The sequence below is a fragment of the Gimesia algae genome (assembly GCF_007746795.1).
GTDB classification, from domain to species: Bacteria; Planctomycetota; Planctomycetia; order Planctomycetales; family Planctomycetaceae; genus Gimesia; species Gimesia algae.
Genome location: NZ_CP036343.1, coordinates 3609424 through 3625453, shown reverse-complemented (window position 1 = coordinate 3625453; position 16030 = coordinate 3609424). Strand labels below are relative to the sequence as shown.

Genomic DNA, 16030 nt, shown 5'->3' with positions numbered 1-16030 from the left:
CGCTGGCTTACTGTATTCAGACGGTGTTCGTCCTTTTATAATCGGGGGCAGGCTTGCCAGGTACTTTATATCGAATCGGTTTCAACAAGAGAGTGAGAGTCAGCAGTGGCAGACATGAACGACGGGGAACGCCTTCAGGCTTTCATCGCGCAGTTGCAGGGCCAGACTGGCCTGAACGCGGCCCGGTACGAGCGGATGCTGGCGGAGTTGAACGCGACTCAGCCGCGGGATGGACACGATGCGGAAGGCCGTCGGCAGATTGCGTTTTTTGATGCGAAGCAGTACGACCTCCAATCGTTCTCCGCGAGAAACGACGACAGTTTCCAGCTGATTGCCATCGAATCGCCGCTCAATGAGCAGACGGTTTCGGCGGCTGCCGGCTGCAAGGTGGTCTGTATCTTCGTGAATGATGAGGCCCATGAGCGGGTCATTGCGCGGCTGGCCGAACTGGGCGTAGAATTGATTGCTCTGCGTTGTGCCGGCTTCAATCATGTTGATCTGGAGGCTTGTCAGAGGCACGGCATCAGTGTCGTGCGGGTTCCCGCGTATTCGCCGCATGCGGTCGCCGAACATACAGTCGCGCTGATGCTGATGCTCAACCGACATTTGCATCAGGCTTACCTGCGGAACCGGACCGGGGCTTTTGTGTTAGACGGGCTGACCGGTTTCGATATGTTTGGCAAGACGGTTGGCGTGATCGGGACGGGAAAAATCGGGCAGTGCGTCGTCGAAATTCTGAATGGATTCGGCTGTCGGGTACTGGCCTATGACGTGCAGAAAAATCCGGAAGTGGAAAAACGACCGCTGACGGAATATGTCAGCCTGGACGAACTGTTAGCGCAGTCGGATATCATTACGTTGCATCTGCCGCTCTTCCCGGAAACACATCACCTGATCAATCGAAAGTCGATCGCACAGATGAAGCGGGGCGTGATGCTGATCAATACGTCGCGGGGAGGCCTGGTCGAAACAGTCTCCCTGGTAGAGAGCCTGAAGTCGGGGCAGATCGGCTATGCCGGCCTGGATGTCTACGAAGAAGAAGCAGGCATCTTTTTTCGCGACATCTCCGACCAGGTACTCAACGATGACATTCTGGCGCGGCTGATGACATTCAACAACGTGGTAATCACATCCCATCAGGCATTCCTGACCCACGAGGCGCTGGACAACATCGCCGAAACAACGCTCTCCAATATCGAAGAATTCTTCGCCGGCAAACGGGAAACAGATCTGACGCACCACGTGAGTTAAACGACCCTTAAATGGGCATGAGAACTCGACCAGCCATTGACGATTAAGGAGATACGCAGAAAAAAAGAGGCCTGAGGAGAATACCACAGGTCCCGATGATCAGAAGCCTCTGTCGTCTTAGCGAAGGTCCTTTTTCACCACGAGAGAGCAGATAGTGAAACCCTTAAAGCGACTACGATTACTGTTCCAGCCGGGGGGGATTTGGATTGACGACTGAAGCCCAGGTGGTGCCGATGCGTAATTCGTCAAACAGGTAGTCGCCTTGCTGTCCCACGTTCAGGCGGACCAGGTCCCAGGTGTTTGAATCGTGAAAGGGGGTGGTGACACAAGTCCAGACGGGCGGTTCCCGATCGGGTATGGCTTCCTGTTTAGCAAATGCCCGCATGAAAACCTGATCGGGAGCGTTTTTACTGGCGACAATTTTTGCCACGATGAAATAGGTTTCTCCCGTTTGCAGTGGCGGCGCTTCTTCCACAATCTGCATGTCGGCCTGCAGCGTGGCGTAACCCTCCGAGCTCATGCCAAACAGAATTTTGCGGGAATGGGCTAATACCTTTGAGGTCTGCAGCGACAGATTACCAAACTGGTCATCTTTGATATTGGGTCCGCTACTGTTTTTCTGCATAGAGAAGCTGAGGTAATAGATGGCGTTCGTATCCATGCGGATCGGTTTTTCTAACGCGCGCCAGGCCATTTCTCCTTTGCTGAGTTCGATCAGCCCCAGCTGATTTTCCGCGAGTGGGGTTCGTGACAGCGACTTGCGGGGGTGACTCTCACCCACAGCGAGTTCGCCGCTGCCTTTGTGCTTAGTCCAGGGGGTTTTCCAGCCTGTGCCGGCAGTCTGCCATGCTGAAGAAGATTCCGGAACGGCGATGACAGTGGGATGAAAACTGTCGTAGGCCCGTAATTCCTGTTGCAACGCGAGCGGTGTTTGGGGATCGCCGGGAACTTCTCTTTTAAAGCGTTCGGGACTGAGGGGAATGTCATCTACCTTGTTGTCTTTCAGTCGCCTGGCGTGTCCTGCCTGAATGATAATTGATTCGGCGAACTGCTCGTTCTTATGATTGGCGTCGACTCGGACCGCCCCTTCAAACACATGCAGGTCCACTTCGCCATCTTTATCAACGCGGGCACCGTATTCTGTGCCGATATCGTGCAAGGTGAGCAGGGGGGTGATCAACGTGAATTCGGGCGTTGGTTCATAACCGTGCAGAACCATGCTGCCATAATCCAGGTGCGCACAGCAGCCTGTCACCAGTTTGATTTTGGTGGGTCCTTCAATCACGAGGCGGGTACCGGAATCGAAGCGAAATTCGGCAACCCCCTGTTCCAGCACCAGGTCTTCTGTCAGCAGTCGCTGCCCGGAGAATTCGGGCCGGGAGTTTCCTCCCCAGACACAATCGGTGGAACGGGTGAGCGTTGCGACGTAAGGCAGCTCAGCGCGAATTGTGTCGGTGATCGCATTGGGTGCCTGTTCCCAGAGGAAATCGCCTGTTGACATCCATTCCGCCATCAGGAAGATTAACATGGATGCGGCGGCGACCAGGGCATAATTAAAGAAGGCCGGTTGTCTGGCCGGGGGGGCCTCATGTGTGATGAGCGGAGCCGGGGTGAGTGGCGGAACCGGTTCTGGTTCTTCCATGCTCTTCTCTTCCAGCTCCTTTAAGCGTTCGAGCATATCCGGCTGAATTCCCGAATCGATGTCGAGGTATTCAAAATAGTGCTGTAATGCCTGGGGATGGACGACGAGATAATTCTGGAACGCTGCGAATTCTTCCGCTGTGAAGTCTCCGTCCTGGCTGTTGAGCAGCTGGTTCAATAACTGTTCGAACTCGGGGGGAAGTTCTTGTATAGACATTAGACTTGTTGCTCACTCTTTAGTTTACTCAAAATACACTCCGCCAGTTCTCGCCTGAGGAACGTCAGACGGTTATATAGAGTTTGCAGAGCCCTGTCAGCCGTTTTCGCGATATCCTTAATCGATTGTTTTTCCAGGATGGATTTCTTTAACAGCTGCTGATCAGTGGAATTCAAGCCATCCAGACAATCATGCAGCAGCTCAATTCGAATATTGTATTTACTTAAATCCTGCTCGCGTTGCTGCGCCATAGTTTCGATGAGTTCCTGGCTGAAATAATGCCGATCGTTCCTCCTGCTTCTGCGGTGATTACAGACCGTATAAAACGTGATGCCACAGGCCCAGGAAAAGAAGTCCCGTTTCTGATCAAATTCAGCAAACTTTTTCCAGAGCGTCAGACAGACAAGCTGGTAGACATCTTCTGCATCAGAATAATGGGGCACCAGTGTCCGAATATAATTAAATATACGGAAGCGTTCTTGATCTATTAAAGAGGTAAACACCTCTCTGGCATTTATGTTGAGTGACGGAATTAAATTCGACATAAAACGGGAAACTCCGTTCCGGAAAATTGCGAGAAATGCAACCATTCAAATAACTTAGTAAGTTCGGCTCATCAGGATGAAATTGCGCAAACTCTGGTAGAGAACGGGTATCTTCACCAATGATTTATGTCATAAACCATACAAACGATTAGTAAACATGCAAGCAAAAAGTGATGCCCATTTCCTAATTGTTCGCAAAGCAGTCAGGCAGTCCAACCGGTTATTCTGGAATTTGCGATCAATCAGTTGAATTATTCAGCAGAAAGGGAAAAGGATAGAATGATCTGTTTTCCAATCGGACATTTTCCTCTTTTAAAGATTACTATATGAACTTGTCATCCGGTAAAAAACGAAATGCCAGCCACCGGGCGATTCGTCGATTTTGAATCAGACAGAGACACTACCAAATCACAAGCAGGATGAATCAAGGTTCCTGCAACCGATTAGGCGTGTTCGAGTTGACCGGCACCTGGAAAGCACATCGCTCTCAACCCTGTTTTCTCTCTGGTTCTACCCAGGACACATGACATTCCGGCAGCTGCGTTTTCAGCTCCTCAAACCATTCCGTGGGAACACCAGGGAGATTGAGCCCCAGGTAGCGGAGTTGCGTCAGCTGACCCAACTCTCGGAACCCTGCTGCGTTGAGTGGCACCTTAATCAGCGTCAGTTGCTTCAGTTCCGGCAGATCTGCGAAGGCGCGGATCCCCGCTGCCGTCACCCGCGGGGGTGAATCCTCTCCCGTGTAATGCAGACTCATCCGCCACAGCTGTTTTAATCCTCGCAAGTGTGCGAGATCCTGATCCGTCAGCGTAGCCATCTCCAGGGATAGACCCTCCAGCCGGGAGAGCTGTCCCGCCATTGCCAGAATTTCACCGGTCACCTGAGGCATCACTGACAATCCCAGAAACGTCAACTGTTCCAAGGCCGCTAGTTCCTGTAGCCCTTCATTCACAGGGACCCGATGCAGGTTCAACGCTGACAGGTTCTGCAGGTACGCCAGCTGTCGAAAGCCGGCGTCGCTCAGCGACGTATCCCGGAATCTGAGCTGGCGCAGTCCGTGCAGCTCACCAATCGCTGCCAGCGCAGTATCGTCCAACTCCATTTCATCTATCCAGAGCTTCGTCAGCTGGGGAAAGGAAGTCAGGTGCCGAAACGCCCAACCGGGCGTCGTAGTATTTCGCAAATGGATCTCATTCAGCCGTGGCAGCCCCGCCAGGGTTGCCAGCCCCCGCTCCGTCAGTGTTGTGTTCTGAATGGAGAGTTTTACCAGCGGTTCCAGTTCACGCATGCTTTCCCACAGATGATCGGTCTCATCCATCTCCAGGATGCCAAGCTGAAAATTCAGAGCCCCCTGTTTGATGCCTGCAGACATCCGCACCCCTGCCTTGCGCAGGCATTCCACGGCTTCCCGCTGTCGGGGAGGCAGCAGGAGCTCATCGAAATCGATCCCCCCATCCAACTGCATCTGCTGGTCGGCGCTGAGTGTCTTGAGACGACGCTGATTCTCCTGGTCCTCATCGTCTCTCACAAACAGCTGCCCCACGGTCAGTGAGTTCAGATAGTCCGCAATTGTGCGTACGGTCTCAAAATCGGCCCGCACCTTCGCTTGCAGAAGGACCCGGGAAGCAGCCACCATGCCTTCGATCTCATCCCCCTGGTCATTCAGGGGAATCGAAATTTCCCGGGCAGGACCGAGTCTGGTTTCGTTCGCCTCAATTTCTTCCAGCACCCGTTTCTCAATTAGAAACTGCTTCCCTTTCGCTGCGTATTCGTCAACGAGTTTCCGGACACTCTCCCTGCGCCGTTCATGATAATTTTCGACCGTCACCCGGGTGCCGGGAAACCGTTCAGTCAGATCGGCAATGATACTGTCAGGATCCAGCAGATAACGCTGATCGGGCGTTTCCAGGCGAATCGTAATCATGGGCGTTGAAGTTCCCCGAGACAGGAAAGAAAGGACCAGCAGACCGGCAAAATAGCAAGTACCATTATACCCTGAACAGTCCACTCGTCACGCCACTTCACCAAATTCAAACAGCCGCGTGTTCCGCACCGTAAATTCTACACGTACCGGTTGCCCGTTGATTACTGTTCGAGCACCAGTCGGGGGCGATCGGGATCGACGACTGACGACCAGGTACTGCCGATGCGCACTTCATCGAACAGGTAGGCGCTATTCTTGCCTGCATGAAGCCGAACCACGTCAAACACGTTTGAGTCCTCGTAGGGAGTCGTGACGCAGGTCCAGACCGGCGGTTCCTGATCCGGAATGGGCTCTGCTTCTGCAAACGCACGCATGAAGACCTGGTCCGAGACTTTTTCACTGGCGACAATTTTTGTGACGAACAGATATGTTTCACCGCTTTGCAGGGGGGGCGCTCTTTCGATGATCTGCGGTCCCGCCTGCAGAATCGCGTAGTTATTGATGCTCATCCCTATGCGGATTTTGGGGGGATCTTCCTGCTGGACGGAAGGGAGCAGTGCGAAATTTCCATACTGGTAAGATTGATTTTTTTGATCCGTTTTGATTTTCTGCATGTAGAAACTGATGTAATAGATCGCGTTGATATCCATGCGAACTGGTTGCTTCAATTTGCGAAAGAAAGAACTTGCTCCGCGGAGTTCGAGCAGCCCCAACTGGCTGGGAGCCACTTCGGTTCTGGCCAGTGATTCATGGGGGCGACTGAGTCCCAGGTTCGCTCTACCGCCGCTTTTCGGGGTCCGCCAGGGGTTCACCCAGCCGATTCCGGTGTTCTGCCACGGGGAAGTCTGCTCGGGATCTAGAATCTCCGGGGGATGAAAACTGTCATAGACCCGCAGTTCCTGTCGCTGTGCCTGTAAATTCTGTGGAGTTCCAGGAACTTCCCTTTTGAAGAGTTCCGGTTCCAATTGAATGTCTTCGAATTTCCTGTCGTTAAGATGCCGGGCCTGGCCCTTCTGGATGATCACCGATTCTGAAAACTGGTCATTCTTCTGATTGGGGGCGACCCGCACGGCACCTGCGAACACGTGCAGATCGACTTCACCATCCCGATGAATCTGCGCGCCGTATTCGGTACCGATATCCTGAAAGGTGAGTAGAGGAGTGATCAGCGAAAATTCCGGTGCTGGATCATAACCGTGCAGAACAAGCTTGCCGTAATCCAGTTTCGCGCGGCTGGACGTCACCAGGTTGATTTTGGTGGGCCCCTCAATAATCAGACGCACGCCCGTATCAAAGCGAAATTCAGCGACCCCCTGTTCCAGCACCAGATCCTCCGACATCAGCCTCTGGCCGGAGAATTCAGGCGGAGACTCGCTGCCCCAGACGCAATCCGTAGAACGCGTGAGTGTGGCGACATAAGTGCGTTCCTCTTTACTGGCCTGCGGATCGGGTGTCCGGGTCCCCCCCGGGAAAAAACCTGCGAAGCTCCAGGCCAGCAGCAGTCCCACCAGCAGCGAGCAACTGGCAACGGCAGAATAACGCAGAAATGCTGTCCGCCTGACGACAGGCTGCGGGAAGGGCTGCGGTTGTGGTGCGTTTTGTTCCCTGGATGTCTGTTCCAGCGCTTCCAGGCGTGCCTTCATATCACTCTGCAGTCCCAGATTGATATCCAGATAATTAAAGTAGTACTGCATCGCTTCGGGATTGGTCGAAAGAAATGCCTGGAACTGGTCGAACTCAGATTGCGAAATCTCTTCGTCCGGACTGTCTAACAGCCGATTCAGCAACGGTTCAAATTCGGGTGGAAGATCCTGGATTGACATTTTGCTTACTGCTCATTCCGCAGCTTACACGAAATACACTCTGCCAGTTCCCGTCGGAGAATTGACATACGGTTATACAGCGTCTGGATCGATTTCTAGGTTGTTACGGCGATCTCCGAGATGGAATGTTTTTCAATAACGGGATCCCGCAGCAGCTTCTGAACGGACGAGGTCAGGGAGCTTAAACATTCACGGAGATAATCAATCCGACTGTTGTAGTTAGATAAATGCTGCTCTCGTTTTCGAGACATGGTTTCCATCAGGTCCTGATTGAAATGATGTCGATCATGACGCACGCCTCTATAGTGATTCCGCGCTGTATAAAATGCAATCCCACAAACCCAGGGAAAGAAATCTCGATCTCGATCGAACTCTTTAAATTTTTTCCAGAGTGTCAGGCAGACGTGCTGATAGACATCTTCCGCATCAGAATAATGTGGTACGAGCGTCCGGATATAATTGAAAATCCGTAAACGTTCCTGATCTAACAGAGAGGAATACACCTTTCTGGGACTGGCAGTGAGCGGCGAAATGGAATTCGACATAAACCCGACAACTCCGTTCAGAAAAACTGCAGGAAATCTAACCACACAAAAGACTTAGTAAATCAACTCTTCAGCAATAAATCGCACAAACGCTGTTTGGGAACGGCTCGCTTCAACAGCCATGTATGTTAATAACAATACAAACGATTAGTAATCTTTCAGGCAAAAAAAAATGACTGACAATCTAATAATATACACAGAATTGAAGGAGCCCAGTGAGGAGTCGTCAGGAAAATTATCGGCAACGCTTCAGATACAGTAAGATCAGAATGGGGATAGAGATGTCTGATTTCTTTCAGCGGATAATAGAATTTCTTCCGCCATCGGGAACGAAAACAGTCTCGACACGCTTTGGATTTTTGTTTCAACGCCGCGTTACCACAATCCCAATTCTCTGTTCCGTTCCCGGTTGTCGCTGTTTCGGAAACGGATACGATGTTAAAACAGACTCAGGCATCCAGAGGGGATTTCATAAATGAAACAGACAGAAACAACGGATCACAACACACAGTCGCTGCCGGACCGGGAGACGATGTACGCCGCACTCGTCCAGCGGGACAGCAGCTTTGAAGGCGTGTTCGTCGCGGCGATCCGTACAACGGGGATTTTCTGCCGCCCCTCCTGCTCGGCCCGCAAGCCGAAGCCTGAGAATGTCGAGTACTTTCCCGATGCAAAAACGGCCCTCGCCAATGGTTTTCGGGAATGCAAGGTCTGTCGTCCGCTGGTGGCGCTGGGGTCCACACCCGACTGGTTGCAGCCATTGATTGAAGAAGTCGAGCAGGATGCCACCATTCGACTGCAGGCTGAAGATCTGCGTGAGCGGGGTCTCGATCCGGTGCGTGTGCGTCGCTGGTTTCAGAAACTGCATGGCATGAGCTTCAGCGCTTACCTGCGAATGCGGCGGATCAATCAGGCTTTCAGCCAGATCCAACACAAATCGACTGTCACCGATGCCGCTTTTCAGAGCGGATATGAATCGCTCAGCGGGTTTGGAGAAGGCTTCAAAAAAACAATGGGGACCGCGCCGGCAAAAAGCAACGGTCAGCAGGTGATCGTTGTCAATCGGATCTTAACCCCCCTCGGACCGATGCTGGCCGGCGCAACAAAGCAGGGGATCTGCCTGCTGGAATTCACCGACCGCCGCATGCTGGAGACACAGATTAATCGGCTGCAGAAACATCTGAATGCGAAAGCGCTGCCCGGTGACAGTCGTTTCTTTCCCCTGCTGGAAGGACAACTGGAGTCTTACTTTGCCGGGAAACGAACCACGTTCGATTTACCACTCATCACGCCCGGCACCGAGTTCCAGCAGAAAGTCTGGGCGGCGTTGCAAACCATCGCCTGCGGTCAGACCCGTTCCTATTCCGAACAGGCAGAAATTATTGGACAGCCGACCGCAGTCCGTGCGGTGGCTAGAGCGAATGGCGACAACCGGATTGCGATTCTGATACCCTGTCACCGTGTGATCGGAGCTGACGGCACCCTCACCGGTTACGGCGGCGGTCTCTGGCGCAAGAAACGGTTGCTGGAAATCGAGCAGGGAACCAACGCCCCTGTAAAGTAAACGGATGCAGGTCGGCGGACATTCATTGACAGCGGGTGGCCGCGAATGCAATTCGCGGTTGTCAGAGACAACAGGAAGTTGCGGTGTGAACGAGAACTGGTGCTGAGTTGGGCCTCAAGCTGTTATCGGTTTAGCATAGGAAACCGGATTACGCTTTGGACATGGGACCTGCGACTTCCTGCTCGCTGCGCTCGGCCCGAATTCCATTCGGGCCCATCCTTTTTTCTTCGCGGTTCGTCACGATCTTAAAATCTGGCGGCACTGCAGATCAAGTCATTTCCCCGGCTTCCCCTTGCCCCAGCGCTCCTGGTTAAACTGTTCCGACTGACCGCGGGGAATCGTCAGCGTGTTCCAATCATCGCCAGCCTGGATGCGGGCCACCTGGACGATCTGTCCCACGTGATAACAGGTATGCCCGAGCGAGCGTTGAATTGCCAGGGGGACCATGTGCGCATCGCCGCGGATGTAAACCGTTTTTTCCAGATCGTCGGGCGTCAGACTTTTGAGGGAATCCAGCAGCGTCGACCAGCCCCGCTCCCAGTAGGCCAATAGTTCAGCGCGGTCAGTGAAGTTGTCTTCAAATTCACCATCACGATTGCGGTCCGGCTTCTCGCCGTCGGTGGTCAGAAAATCGGTCCAGCGGGAAATCAGGTTCCCGGCGACATGTTTCATGATCACGGCGATCGAGTTGGTATGCTCGTCCAGAGCCGTACGCAGCCCGTCGTTCGAAACCTGTTCAATGGCCCGTTCAGCCATTTTTTTGTTGGCTTCAAAGACATCGATCGTCGCCGAGAGGAATGGTGAGAAATGTTCCATCTGAAATCCCTTTTTGCATGAGTTGTCTGTACCAGTTTCAGTCTGGAGAATGAATCGGCTTTATGCAAGCGACTGGCCTGGTGGAAAATCTGATAAGCAGACTGTCTTCTGCTCTGGTAAATCGCTTATCATATCAGAATGATGCGTAAACCATCCCGAAAGAGTTTCGTTCTGCTGGTCCTCTGTGTCACAGTCGCTGGCGTTGCCTATGAGTGGCACGCTACGCCCGAAGCCGAGCGATCCGTGGTGCAGCAGCAGGCTCCGCCTCCAGAGCCGACTGCGCTGGCAACGCTGCAGAAACTGAAACAGCTGGGAGCCCGTTGGAAACGTAACCAGCACGGGCAGGTCTACTGGCTGTTTCTGAAACGTCTCCCCCTGGCCGATGACGATCTGACCGTACTGAAAGAACTGCCCGAAGTGCAGACGCTGACCCTGCGGGGCGTGCATACCATCAAAGGGAATCACTTCACCGATGACGGCCTGCGTCACGTGGGGCAATTGAAAAAACTGCGTTATTTCGACCTGAGTGTGAATTACCATCTGACCGATGTGGGGATGCGTCATCTGGAGTCGCTCAAACAATTAGAGCATCTCGATCTGAGCGGCTGTCGCAGATTCTCCGACGCCTGTGGAAAATCGCTGGCACAACTGACCAGTCTGCGGACACTGAAGCTGAGACAGACCTCGTTTACTCCGGATGTCCTGACTGCCTTGAGCCAGTTACCCGAACTGAAGTATTTGTCACTCAATAATAATAAAGGTATGTGGCTGGATGAAAAAACAATTGTCCCTTTAGAAAAAATGCCCCTGGAAGAGTTGGTGAATCTACGAATTAAAGATGAAAATCTTCCCTTAATCGCGCGGCTGAAATCATTGAAGTCGCTCCCCTTTGGTCCGGACAGGTCGATTAAAGATGATCAACTGAGTTACCTTACTCATATCAGACAGATAAAAAAATTGAATCTCGTTCTCACCCGGGGAATCAGCGATACCTCGCAACTGAAACAACTGCGGACGCTGCCTGAACTGGAGACGCTCTCGATCAGTCTCGGGAAACGCTCTGAAGGAGATCCGCTCGACCGATCGGGACTGCTTGCATTGGCAAAGATTCCTGCTCTGAAAGAGTTGGGAATAGGCTTAGTGAATGTACCGGTTCTGGAAGCAATCAGCCACTGCACTCAGGTCCAGAAACTGAATCTCAACGTAGATAGCAGTCAGTTTCAACCGACCGATCTGGCGTACCTGAAAGAGATGAGTCGCCTCAAGGATGTCACAGTGCAGATTGCGCTCGTTTCGGACGATCTCTGGGCGACACTGGGGAAGGTGAAATCTCTCGAAGAAATTTCGTTTAACAGGGGCTGGCCGCCACAAAAGGAACCCCCGCCGTTTTCTATGACAAGCCTGAAACAGCTCCAGAACTTACCGCATCTCAAGGGGCTGGACCTGAATGGTTTTCCTGTGACCGATGAGGGACTGGGTTACCTCGGTCAATGTCGAACTCTCGAAAGACTGGGGCTGAATAATGCCCCGATTACGAATGCGGGACTGCTGCAGTTACGCCATCTGTCTCAACTGAAGAAGTTCAGTTTTTATGGCAGCAAAATTGATAGGGAGCCAGCTGAGGAACTGCATCAATTCATACCGCAGTGTGAAATTGAAGATAACTGGTGCTGTGGCTGCATGACCATTTATGCGGACCGACGTTTCACTCAGAAATAAAAGCGGATCGAGCAGGCTTGAAGCGGTGACCTGCTCAACGCTGATAATCGGCCACAATGCCGTCGACGGCTTCCGCCAGCGCGGGAGTCAGTGTTTTCATCAACTGGCTGCCTTTCTCTGTCTGTCCCTGGTTGTAGATCTGATAGCGGGTTTTCGCAACTTTCAAAGCGGGCAGCTGTTTTTTGGTGACCGAGGCATCCAGCTTCGCTTGCTCTGTTTGATCCTGCTGGCATGCTTTCTCATAATTAAATTTGTGACTGTAGAATTCACACCAGGGGAGCAGGCCGCCATTGAGTTTGCGGGCCAGCGCCGGCTGGTCTCCCTGGCTGAGACGCGTGTCGAAATCAATCAGATTTTCCTGATCTGCTTCGAAGCCGCCGACAATCAGCAGGGCGCCCCCATTCACATCGGGCAATGCTTTCCCCCGGATCGCTTCCGTATTGCTGGCGATCTGTCCGCCCAGCGCCATAAAACGCAGATCAATGCCGACCGACTGAGCGATCTCAGCCAGCTTACCTCCGGTGATGGCCCGTTTGACGGTATAGACGGCTAAGCAGTTCTGCATGAGAGGCTCCTGAAAATTATAAGGCTGTGGCGGAAAAGTGCTTTCGTTTAGAGAGGCCAGAGTCTATGATAGTCTGTATAAGATACGGGTTCAATTTATGAGAAGGGAGTTCTCTGTTTCCGTGAACGGGACTTAAGCAGAAAAGGAACTGGAAACGGTGCATGTCTTCACAAGTATCGCTCATCTGTTGAGTCTCAGCGTTGCCATCTGTGTTTCCCTCATTGTCTATCTCCGCCTGGTGGCGATTGAGATGAGATCTGATAACGAGTTCGCGTTGGTGTGCCTGCTGGGAGCCGCATTGACGACGCTCTTCACCGGACTGGGGCTGAAGATCATTCGCAGAAATCTTTCCCCGTCGCTGAAATCCTGCATTACCTGGGGCGATATCCTGCTGACTGGCTGCGTGGTGGGCATCCTCTTTTTGGTTGTCTTTTTTTCAATGATGTCTATGGGACTGGGGCTGGCGATTCTGATACCATTTCTGGGTTGGTTGTCTACACTGCAAGAGGGCCTGCTCCTGGTAGCTCTGTATGCCGGTTTCAGTGCCTATGTCGTCCTGCTCGCCAGTCTGGCATTGATCTATCCGTTTCTATTTTCCCTGCAGTTCAACAAAATCTCCACTTACGAACTGCCGTAACGCAGCGGCACGTTTTTTACAGGATACAAATCATGCAAAGAATGAGTCCCTGGATGCTACTGGTTACCGCGGCCTTCTTTTCGATCTCGGTCTACTTTAGCAGTAGTGATGGAAGTCGCATCGCTGGAGGGCTGCTGACGCTGTTCGTCCTGGTCACACTTTTTCTGTTGCAGCTACAGAAAGAAAACGACGAACTTCGCGCACGACTGGATGCACTGGAAGGCAAAGTGACTGTCGAAGAATTGCCTGAAAATCGGGCAGCTGTTCACAGCTGAGTAATCCCATTTACGATAGATTAAATAAAAATGATCACGACGCGGATGCTGACCCAGGCGATACAAGCAGAACTGAAGCCACATGGATTTCAACGCAAGGGGGCGAACTGGTATCTGTTCAGCGAGACGATGATTACAGTTTTGAACCTGCAGAAATCTCAATATGGCGCGACTTATTTTCTCAATCTCGGTTTCTGGTTACAGCAGATTGAACACAACGATTTTCCCCGCGAGTATCAATGTCATGTGCGCACACGTGCCAGTTCACTCTGGCCCGAGGGTTCACATCGCCCTGAAGCAGGCGCGCCTCGCATCGCCGATCTGTTGAATATCGATGAGTATTCCTGCGATGACGGAAAGCGGCTCGAACAGATCAGTCAATTTGTCGCTGAAAAACTGGTGCCAGTATTAAAAGCAGGTGTCACCCTGGAGGGGCTCAATCAATTGTTAGCGGAACACGATGAGTTCCAGATTACCCTGGCAGCACGGAATGCATTGAAGCTGCCTGTGTCTGACTGAAACAGTCAGAGCCTCTCTACGAATGAGATACAGAAAAAATTAATAGCATGAATTCTACCATCGGAGCTAAACTATTTTTGTCGGGTTAGCCGCTTTTTTGGACTCGTTTTCGTTTTGACAGCTTTGCGCGTACCGACAATCTTTCCGATATGGGACCGTGACGCCCCAAGGGCAGCCAGTGATCGAATCAGGAGATCAAATGAAACAGTTTTGTCAGCCACTTCAATTTTTGCAACACGCGACTGGCTGGAACCAATTCGTTTTGCCAGATCCTGTTGTGTGAGATTGAGCTGAATTCTCAATGCCTTGACTTCTGCTGCCAGCGACAGCTTCATATTCACGAGCATTTCTTCGGCTTTGCTGAGTTCCAGAAAATCAGCCGTTGATCCTACCTGCCAGCCAGCCGCTTCCAGTTTTTTTTGTTTAGATGTTTTCATTTCGTTGCCTCATCATATTGTTTGAAGCGCTGTTTACAATTCTCGATGACCGACTGGGGTGTCTTTTGAGTCTTCTTGGCGAATACTTCTCCAATAATCACCGCATCAGGATCAAGGCGATACACGATGCGCCATGTGTGTTTCTCATCCGGGATACGTAATTCATGGATACGACGGCCAATAGACGGCATCGGACGACTGTGTGGCAATTCCAGTGAATCTCCTCGCTGTAGCCGTCGAAGCAATATGCCAGCTTCAATCCGCGCTGCAGAAGAGAATGGAGGCGTTTTAATCTCGCCGCGCAACCAGACGAGAGGTTTCTCTTGTGGTTCGTCTTTTTTGGCCCTGCAGTGAATTGTATGTCATATCTGACATGAGTCAAGGTTTGTTTATGGCCTGCTGCAGTTGCCAGTTTAGTAGCCAGAAATCACAGCTCCGCCGTCACACCCCGATAGGTAATCTTAATGCCCTTGGCAGCGAACTTTTCAGAGAGATGTGGAATGTCGTTGCTGTGAACGAGGACGATGACAGCGTCTCCTTCCAATAGAAGTGTATCGGAAGCCAGGTTCTGTTCAACTTCCCCGTCGGCGCGGCGGATGGCAACCACCAGGAAGCCCCGATCGCTGCGAACCTCGATCTTATCCAGTGTCTTGTTTACAAACGTCGAACCCGCGGTCACCTGCAGCTCTTCGAACTGCAGACCGAAGTGACCCAGTTCGTCGGTAATCGCGCCTTCGCTGGTCAGCTGTTCCAGCATGTTTTCCATCGTCGGTCGCATGATCAACTGGGCGACTTTGCTTGCGCCGATAGCAGTCGGCAGCACCACGCGGTTCGCGCCGCAGCCCAACAGTTTCTTTTCGGTCTTGGGGTTTTCCCCACGGGCGATGATCATCACGTCCGGGTTCATTTCCCGCGCGGTAATCGTGACGAACACGTTCGTCGCATCGGCAGAAAGGACGGTCGCCAGCACGGAAGCCCGGCGGATACCCGCCTGTTCCAGTACATATTCTTCCGATGCATCGCCGTTAATCACCCAGTAGCCCTGATCTTCGGCGGCTTTCAGGCGACGTTCGTCACAGTCCACAACCACGAACGGTTTTTTCGCTGCGTACAGACTTTTCGCCAGGATTGAACCCATGCGGCCGACACCACAGATAATCGTGTGTCCATTCAGACGTTCTATTTCTTTCGTCATTCTTCTCGCTCCCAGGGCTCGGTTGAGTTCGCCGTCGATGACCATCTGCATGAACCCGCCGATGGTATAGATCACCGCGCCATAACCGGCGATGATCACCATGATCGTCAAGGCCCGCAGCCCTGACGATTCGATGGGCTGCACTTCGCCATATCCGACGCCGAAGATGGTGATGATGACCATGTAGATCGAATCTTCCAGCTTCCAGCCGGCGGAGACATAGCCGATGACGGCAACCAGGCAGATCGTAAAGAACAACGCAATCCCGGTCATGATTTTACGGAACGGTCGGGAATGTCCGGGCTGGCTTCGCTGAATCGTATCTGTAGAGAATAATGATTCAGAATCTGACATGAC

16 protein-coding genes are annotated in these 16030 nt (G+C 52.3%); 6 read left to right on the top strand and 10 right to left on the bottom strand.

The window, feature by feature from the left end; all coding sequences use genetic code 11:
• Window positions 1-114 precede the first annotated feature (114 nt).
• Window positions 115-1251 carry a 2-hydroxyacid dehydrogenase gene (locus Pan161_RS13315; RefSeq protein ID WP_197995861.1) on the top strand — a complete coding sequence of 379 codons (1137 nt, stop codon included), beginning with the start codon at window positions 115-117 and terminating at the stop codon, window positions 1249-1251.
• Between the two features lie 178 nt (window positions 1252-1429).
• Here Pan161_RS13315 and Pan161_RS13310 read toward each other — a convergent pair whose 3' ends face one another.
• From Pan161_RS13310 to Pan161_RS13290, 5 genes are all read right to left on the bottom strand, one after another.
• Window positions 1430-3109, bottom strand: coding sequence for a hypothetical protein (locus tag Pan161_RS13310; protein WP_145227713.1), 1680 nt, complete (start codon window positions 3107-3109; stop codon window positions 1430-1432).
• Complete coding sequence (locus Pan161_RS13305; protein WP_145227711.1) at window positions 3109-3654, bottom strand: sigma-70 family RNA polymerase sigma factor; 546 nt, start codon at window positions 3652-3654, stop codon at window positions 3109-3111. Before Pan161_RS13305 ends, Pan161_RS13310 begins: the two co-directional genes overlap by 1 nt.
• Window positions 3655-4141: 487 nt before the next feature.
• Window positions 4142-5578 carry a leucine-rich repeat domain-containing protein gene (locus Pan161_RS13300; protein ID WP_145227709.1) on the bottom strand — a complete coding sequence of 479 codons (1437 nt, stop codon included), beginning with the start codon at window positions 5576-5578 and terminating at the stop codon, window positions 4142-4144.
• 161 nt (window positions 5579-5739) lie between these two features.
• A complete protein-coding gene (locus tag Pan161_RS13295; protein ID WP_145227707.1) occupies window positions 5740-7401 on the bottom strand; it encodes a hypothetical protein in 1662 nt (553 codons plus the stop codon).
• A gap of 95 nt (window positions 7402-7496) precedes the next feature.
• Window positions 7497-7946, bottom strand: a complete 450-nt coding sequence (locus tag Pan161_RS13290; protein ID WP_232103727.1) for a sigma factor — start codon at window positions 7944-7946, stop codon at window positions 7497-7499.
• 475 nt (window positions 7947-8421) lie between these two features.
• On the opposite strand from Pan161_RS13290, the gene Pan161_RS31285 reads away from it, so the two are divergent.
• Window positions 8422-9510 carry a bifunctional transcriptional activator/DNA repair enzyme AdaA gene (locus Pan161_RS31285; protein ID WP_145227705.1) on the top strand — a complete coding sequence of 363 codons (1089 nt, stop codon included), beginning with the start codon at window positions 8422-8424 and terminating at the stop codon, window positions 9508-9510.
• A gap of 273 nt (window positions 9511-9783) precedes the next feature.
• Here Pan161_RS31285 and Pan161_RS13280 read toward each other — a convergent pair whose 3' ends face one another.
• Window positions 9784-10326: a DUF1572 family protein gene (locus Pan161_RS13280; RefSeq protein ID WP_145227703.1), complete on the bottom strand. Its 543-nt coding sequence runs from the start codon at window positions 10324-10326 to the stop codon at window positions 9784-9786.
• A 138-nt stretch (window positions 10327-10464) separates the two neighbouring features.
• Here Pan161_RS13280 and Pan161_RS13275 point away from each other — a divergent pair, with 138 nt between their 5' ends.
• Window positions 10465-12045 carry a leucine-rich repeat domain-containing protein gene (locus Pan161_RS13275; protein WP_145227701.1) on the top strand — a complete coding sequence of 527 codons (1581 nt, stop codon included), beginning with the start codon at window positions 10465-10467 and terminating at the stop codon, window positions 12043-12045.
• A gap of 34 nt (window positions 12046-12079) precedes the next feature.
• Here Pan161_RS13275 and Pan161_RS13270 read toward each other — a convergent pair whose 3' ends face one another.
• A complete protein-coding gene (locus Pan161_RS13270) occupies window positions 12080-12610 on the bottom strand; it encodes a hypothetical protein (protein ID WP_145227699.1) in 531 nt (176 codons plus the stop codon).
• Between the two features lie 157 nt (window positions 12611-12767).
• Between Pan161_RS13270 and Pan161_RS13265 the strand changes: the two genes are divergently transcribed.
• Genes Pan161_RS13265 through Pan161_RS13255 form a run of 3 tightly spaced genes read left to right on the top strand, consistent with a single transcriptional unit; the run spans window position 12768 to window position 14041 of the window.
• On the top strand, window positions 12768-13247 hold the full coding sequence (locus Pan161_RS13265; RefSeq protein WP_145227697.1) for a hypothetical protein: 480 nt from the start codon (window positions 12768-12770) through the stop codon (window positions 13245-13247).
• Between the two features lie 32 nt (window positions 13248-13279).
• The gene (locus tag Pan161_RS13260; RefSeq protein WP_145227695.1) at window positions 13280-13522 is read left to right on the top strand and encodes a hypothetical protein; all 243 of its coding nucleotides are present in this window, start codon (window positions 13280-13282) and stop codon (window positions 13520-13522) included.
• A 30-nt stretch (window positions 13523-13552) separates the two neighbouring features.
• On the top strand, window positions 13553-14041 hold the full coding sequence (locus Pan161_RS13255; protein ID WP_145227693.1) for a DUF4304 domain-containing protein: 489 nt from the start codon (window positions 13553-13555) through the stop codon (window positions 14039-14041).
• Window positions 14042-14112: 71 nt separating this feature from the next.
• Here Pan161_RS13255 and Pan161_RS13250 read toward each other — a convergent pair whose 3' ends face one another.
• The 3 genes from Pan161_RS13250 to Pan161_RS13240 all read right to left on the bottom strand — a co-directional run bounded on the left by Pan161_RS13250 (window position 14113) and on the right by Pan161_RS13240 (window position 16027).
• Complete coding sequence (locus tag Pan161_RS13250; protein ID WP_145227691.1) at window positions 14113-14478, bottom strand: helix-turn-helix transcriptional regulator; 366 nt, start codon at window positions 14476-14478, stop codon at window positions 14113-14115.
• Window positions 14475-14783 (bottom strand): type II toxin-antitoxin system RelE/ParE family toxin, encoded by a 309-nt coding sequence (locus Pan161_RS13245; RefSeq protein ID WP_197995860.1) that lies wholly within the window; start codon window positions 14781-14783, stop codon window positions 14475-14477. The genes Pan161_RS13250 and Pan161_RS13245 overlap by 4 nt, the downstream gene beginning before the upstream one ends.
• 122 nt (window positions 14784-14905) lie before the next feature.
• A complete protein-coding gene (locus tag Pan161_RS13240) occupies window positions 14906-16027 on the bottom strand; it encodes a potassium channel family protein (protein ID WP_145227687.1) in 1122 nt (373 codons plus the stop codon).
• Window positions 16028-16030: the final 3 nt, after the last annotated feature.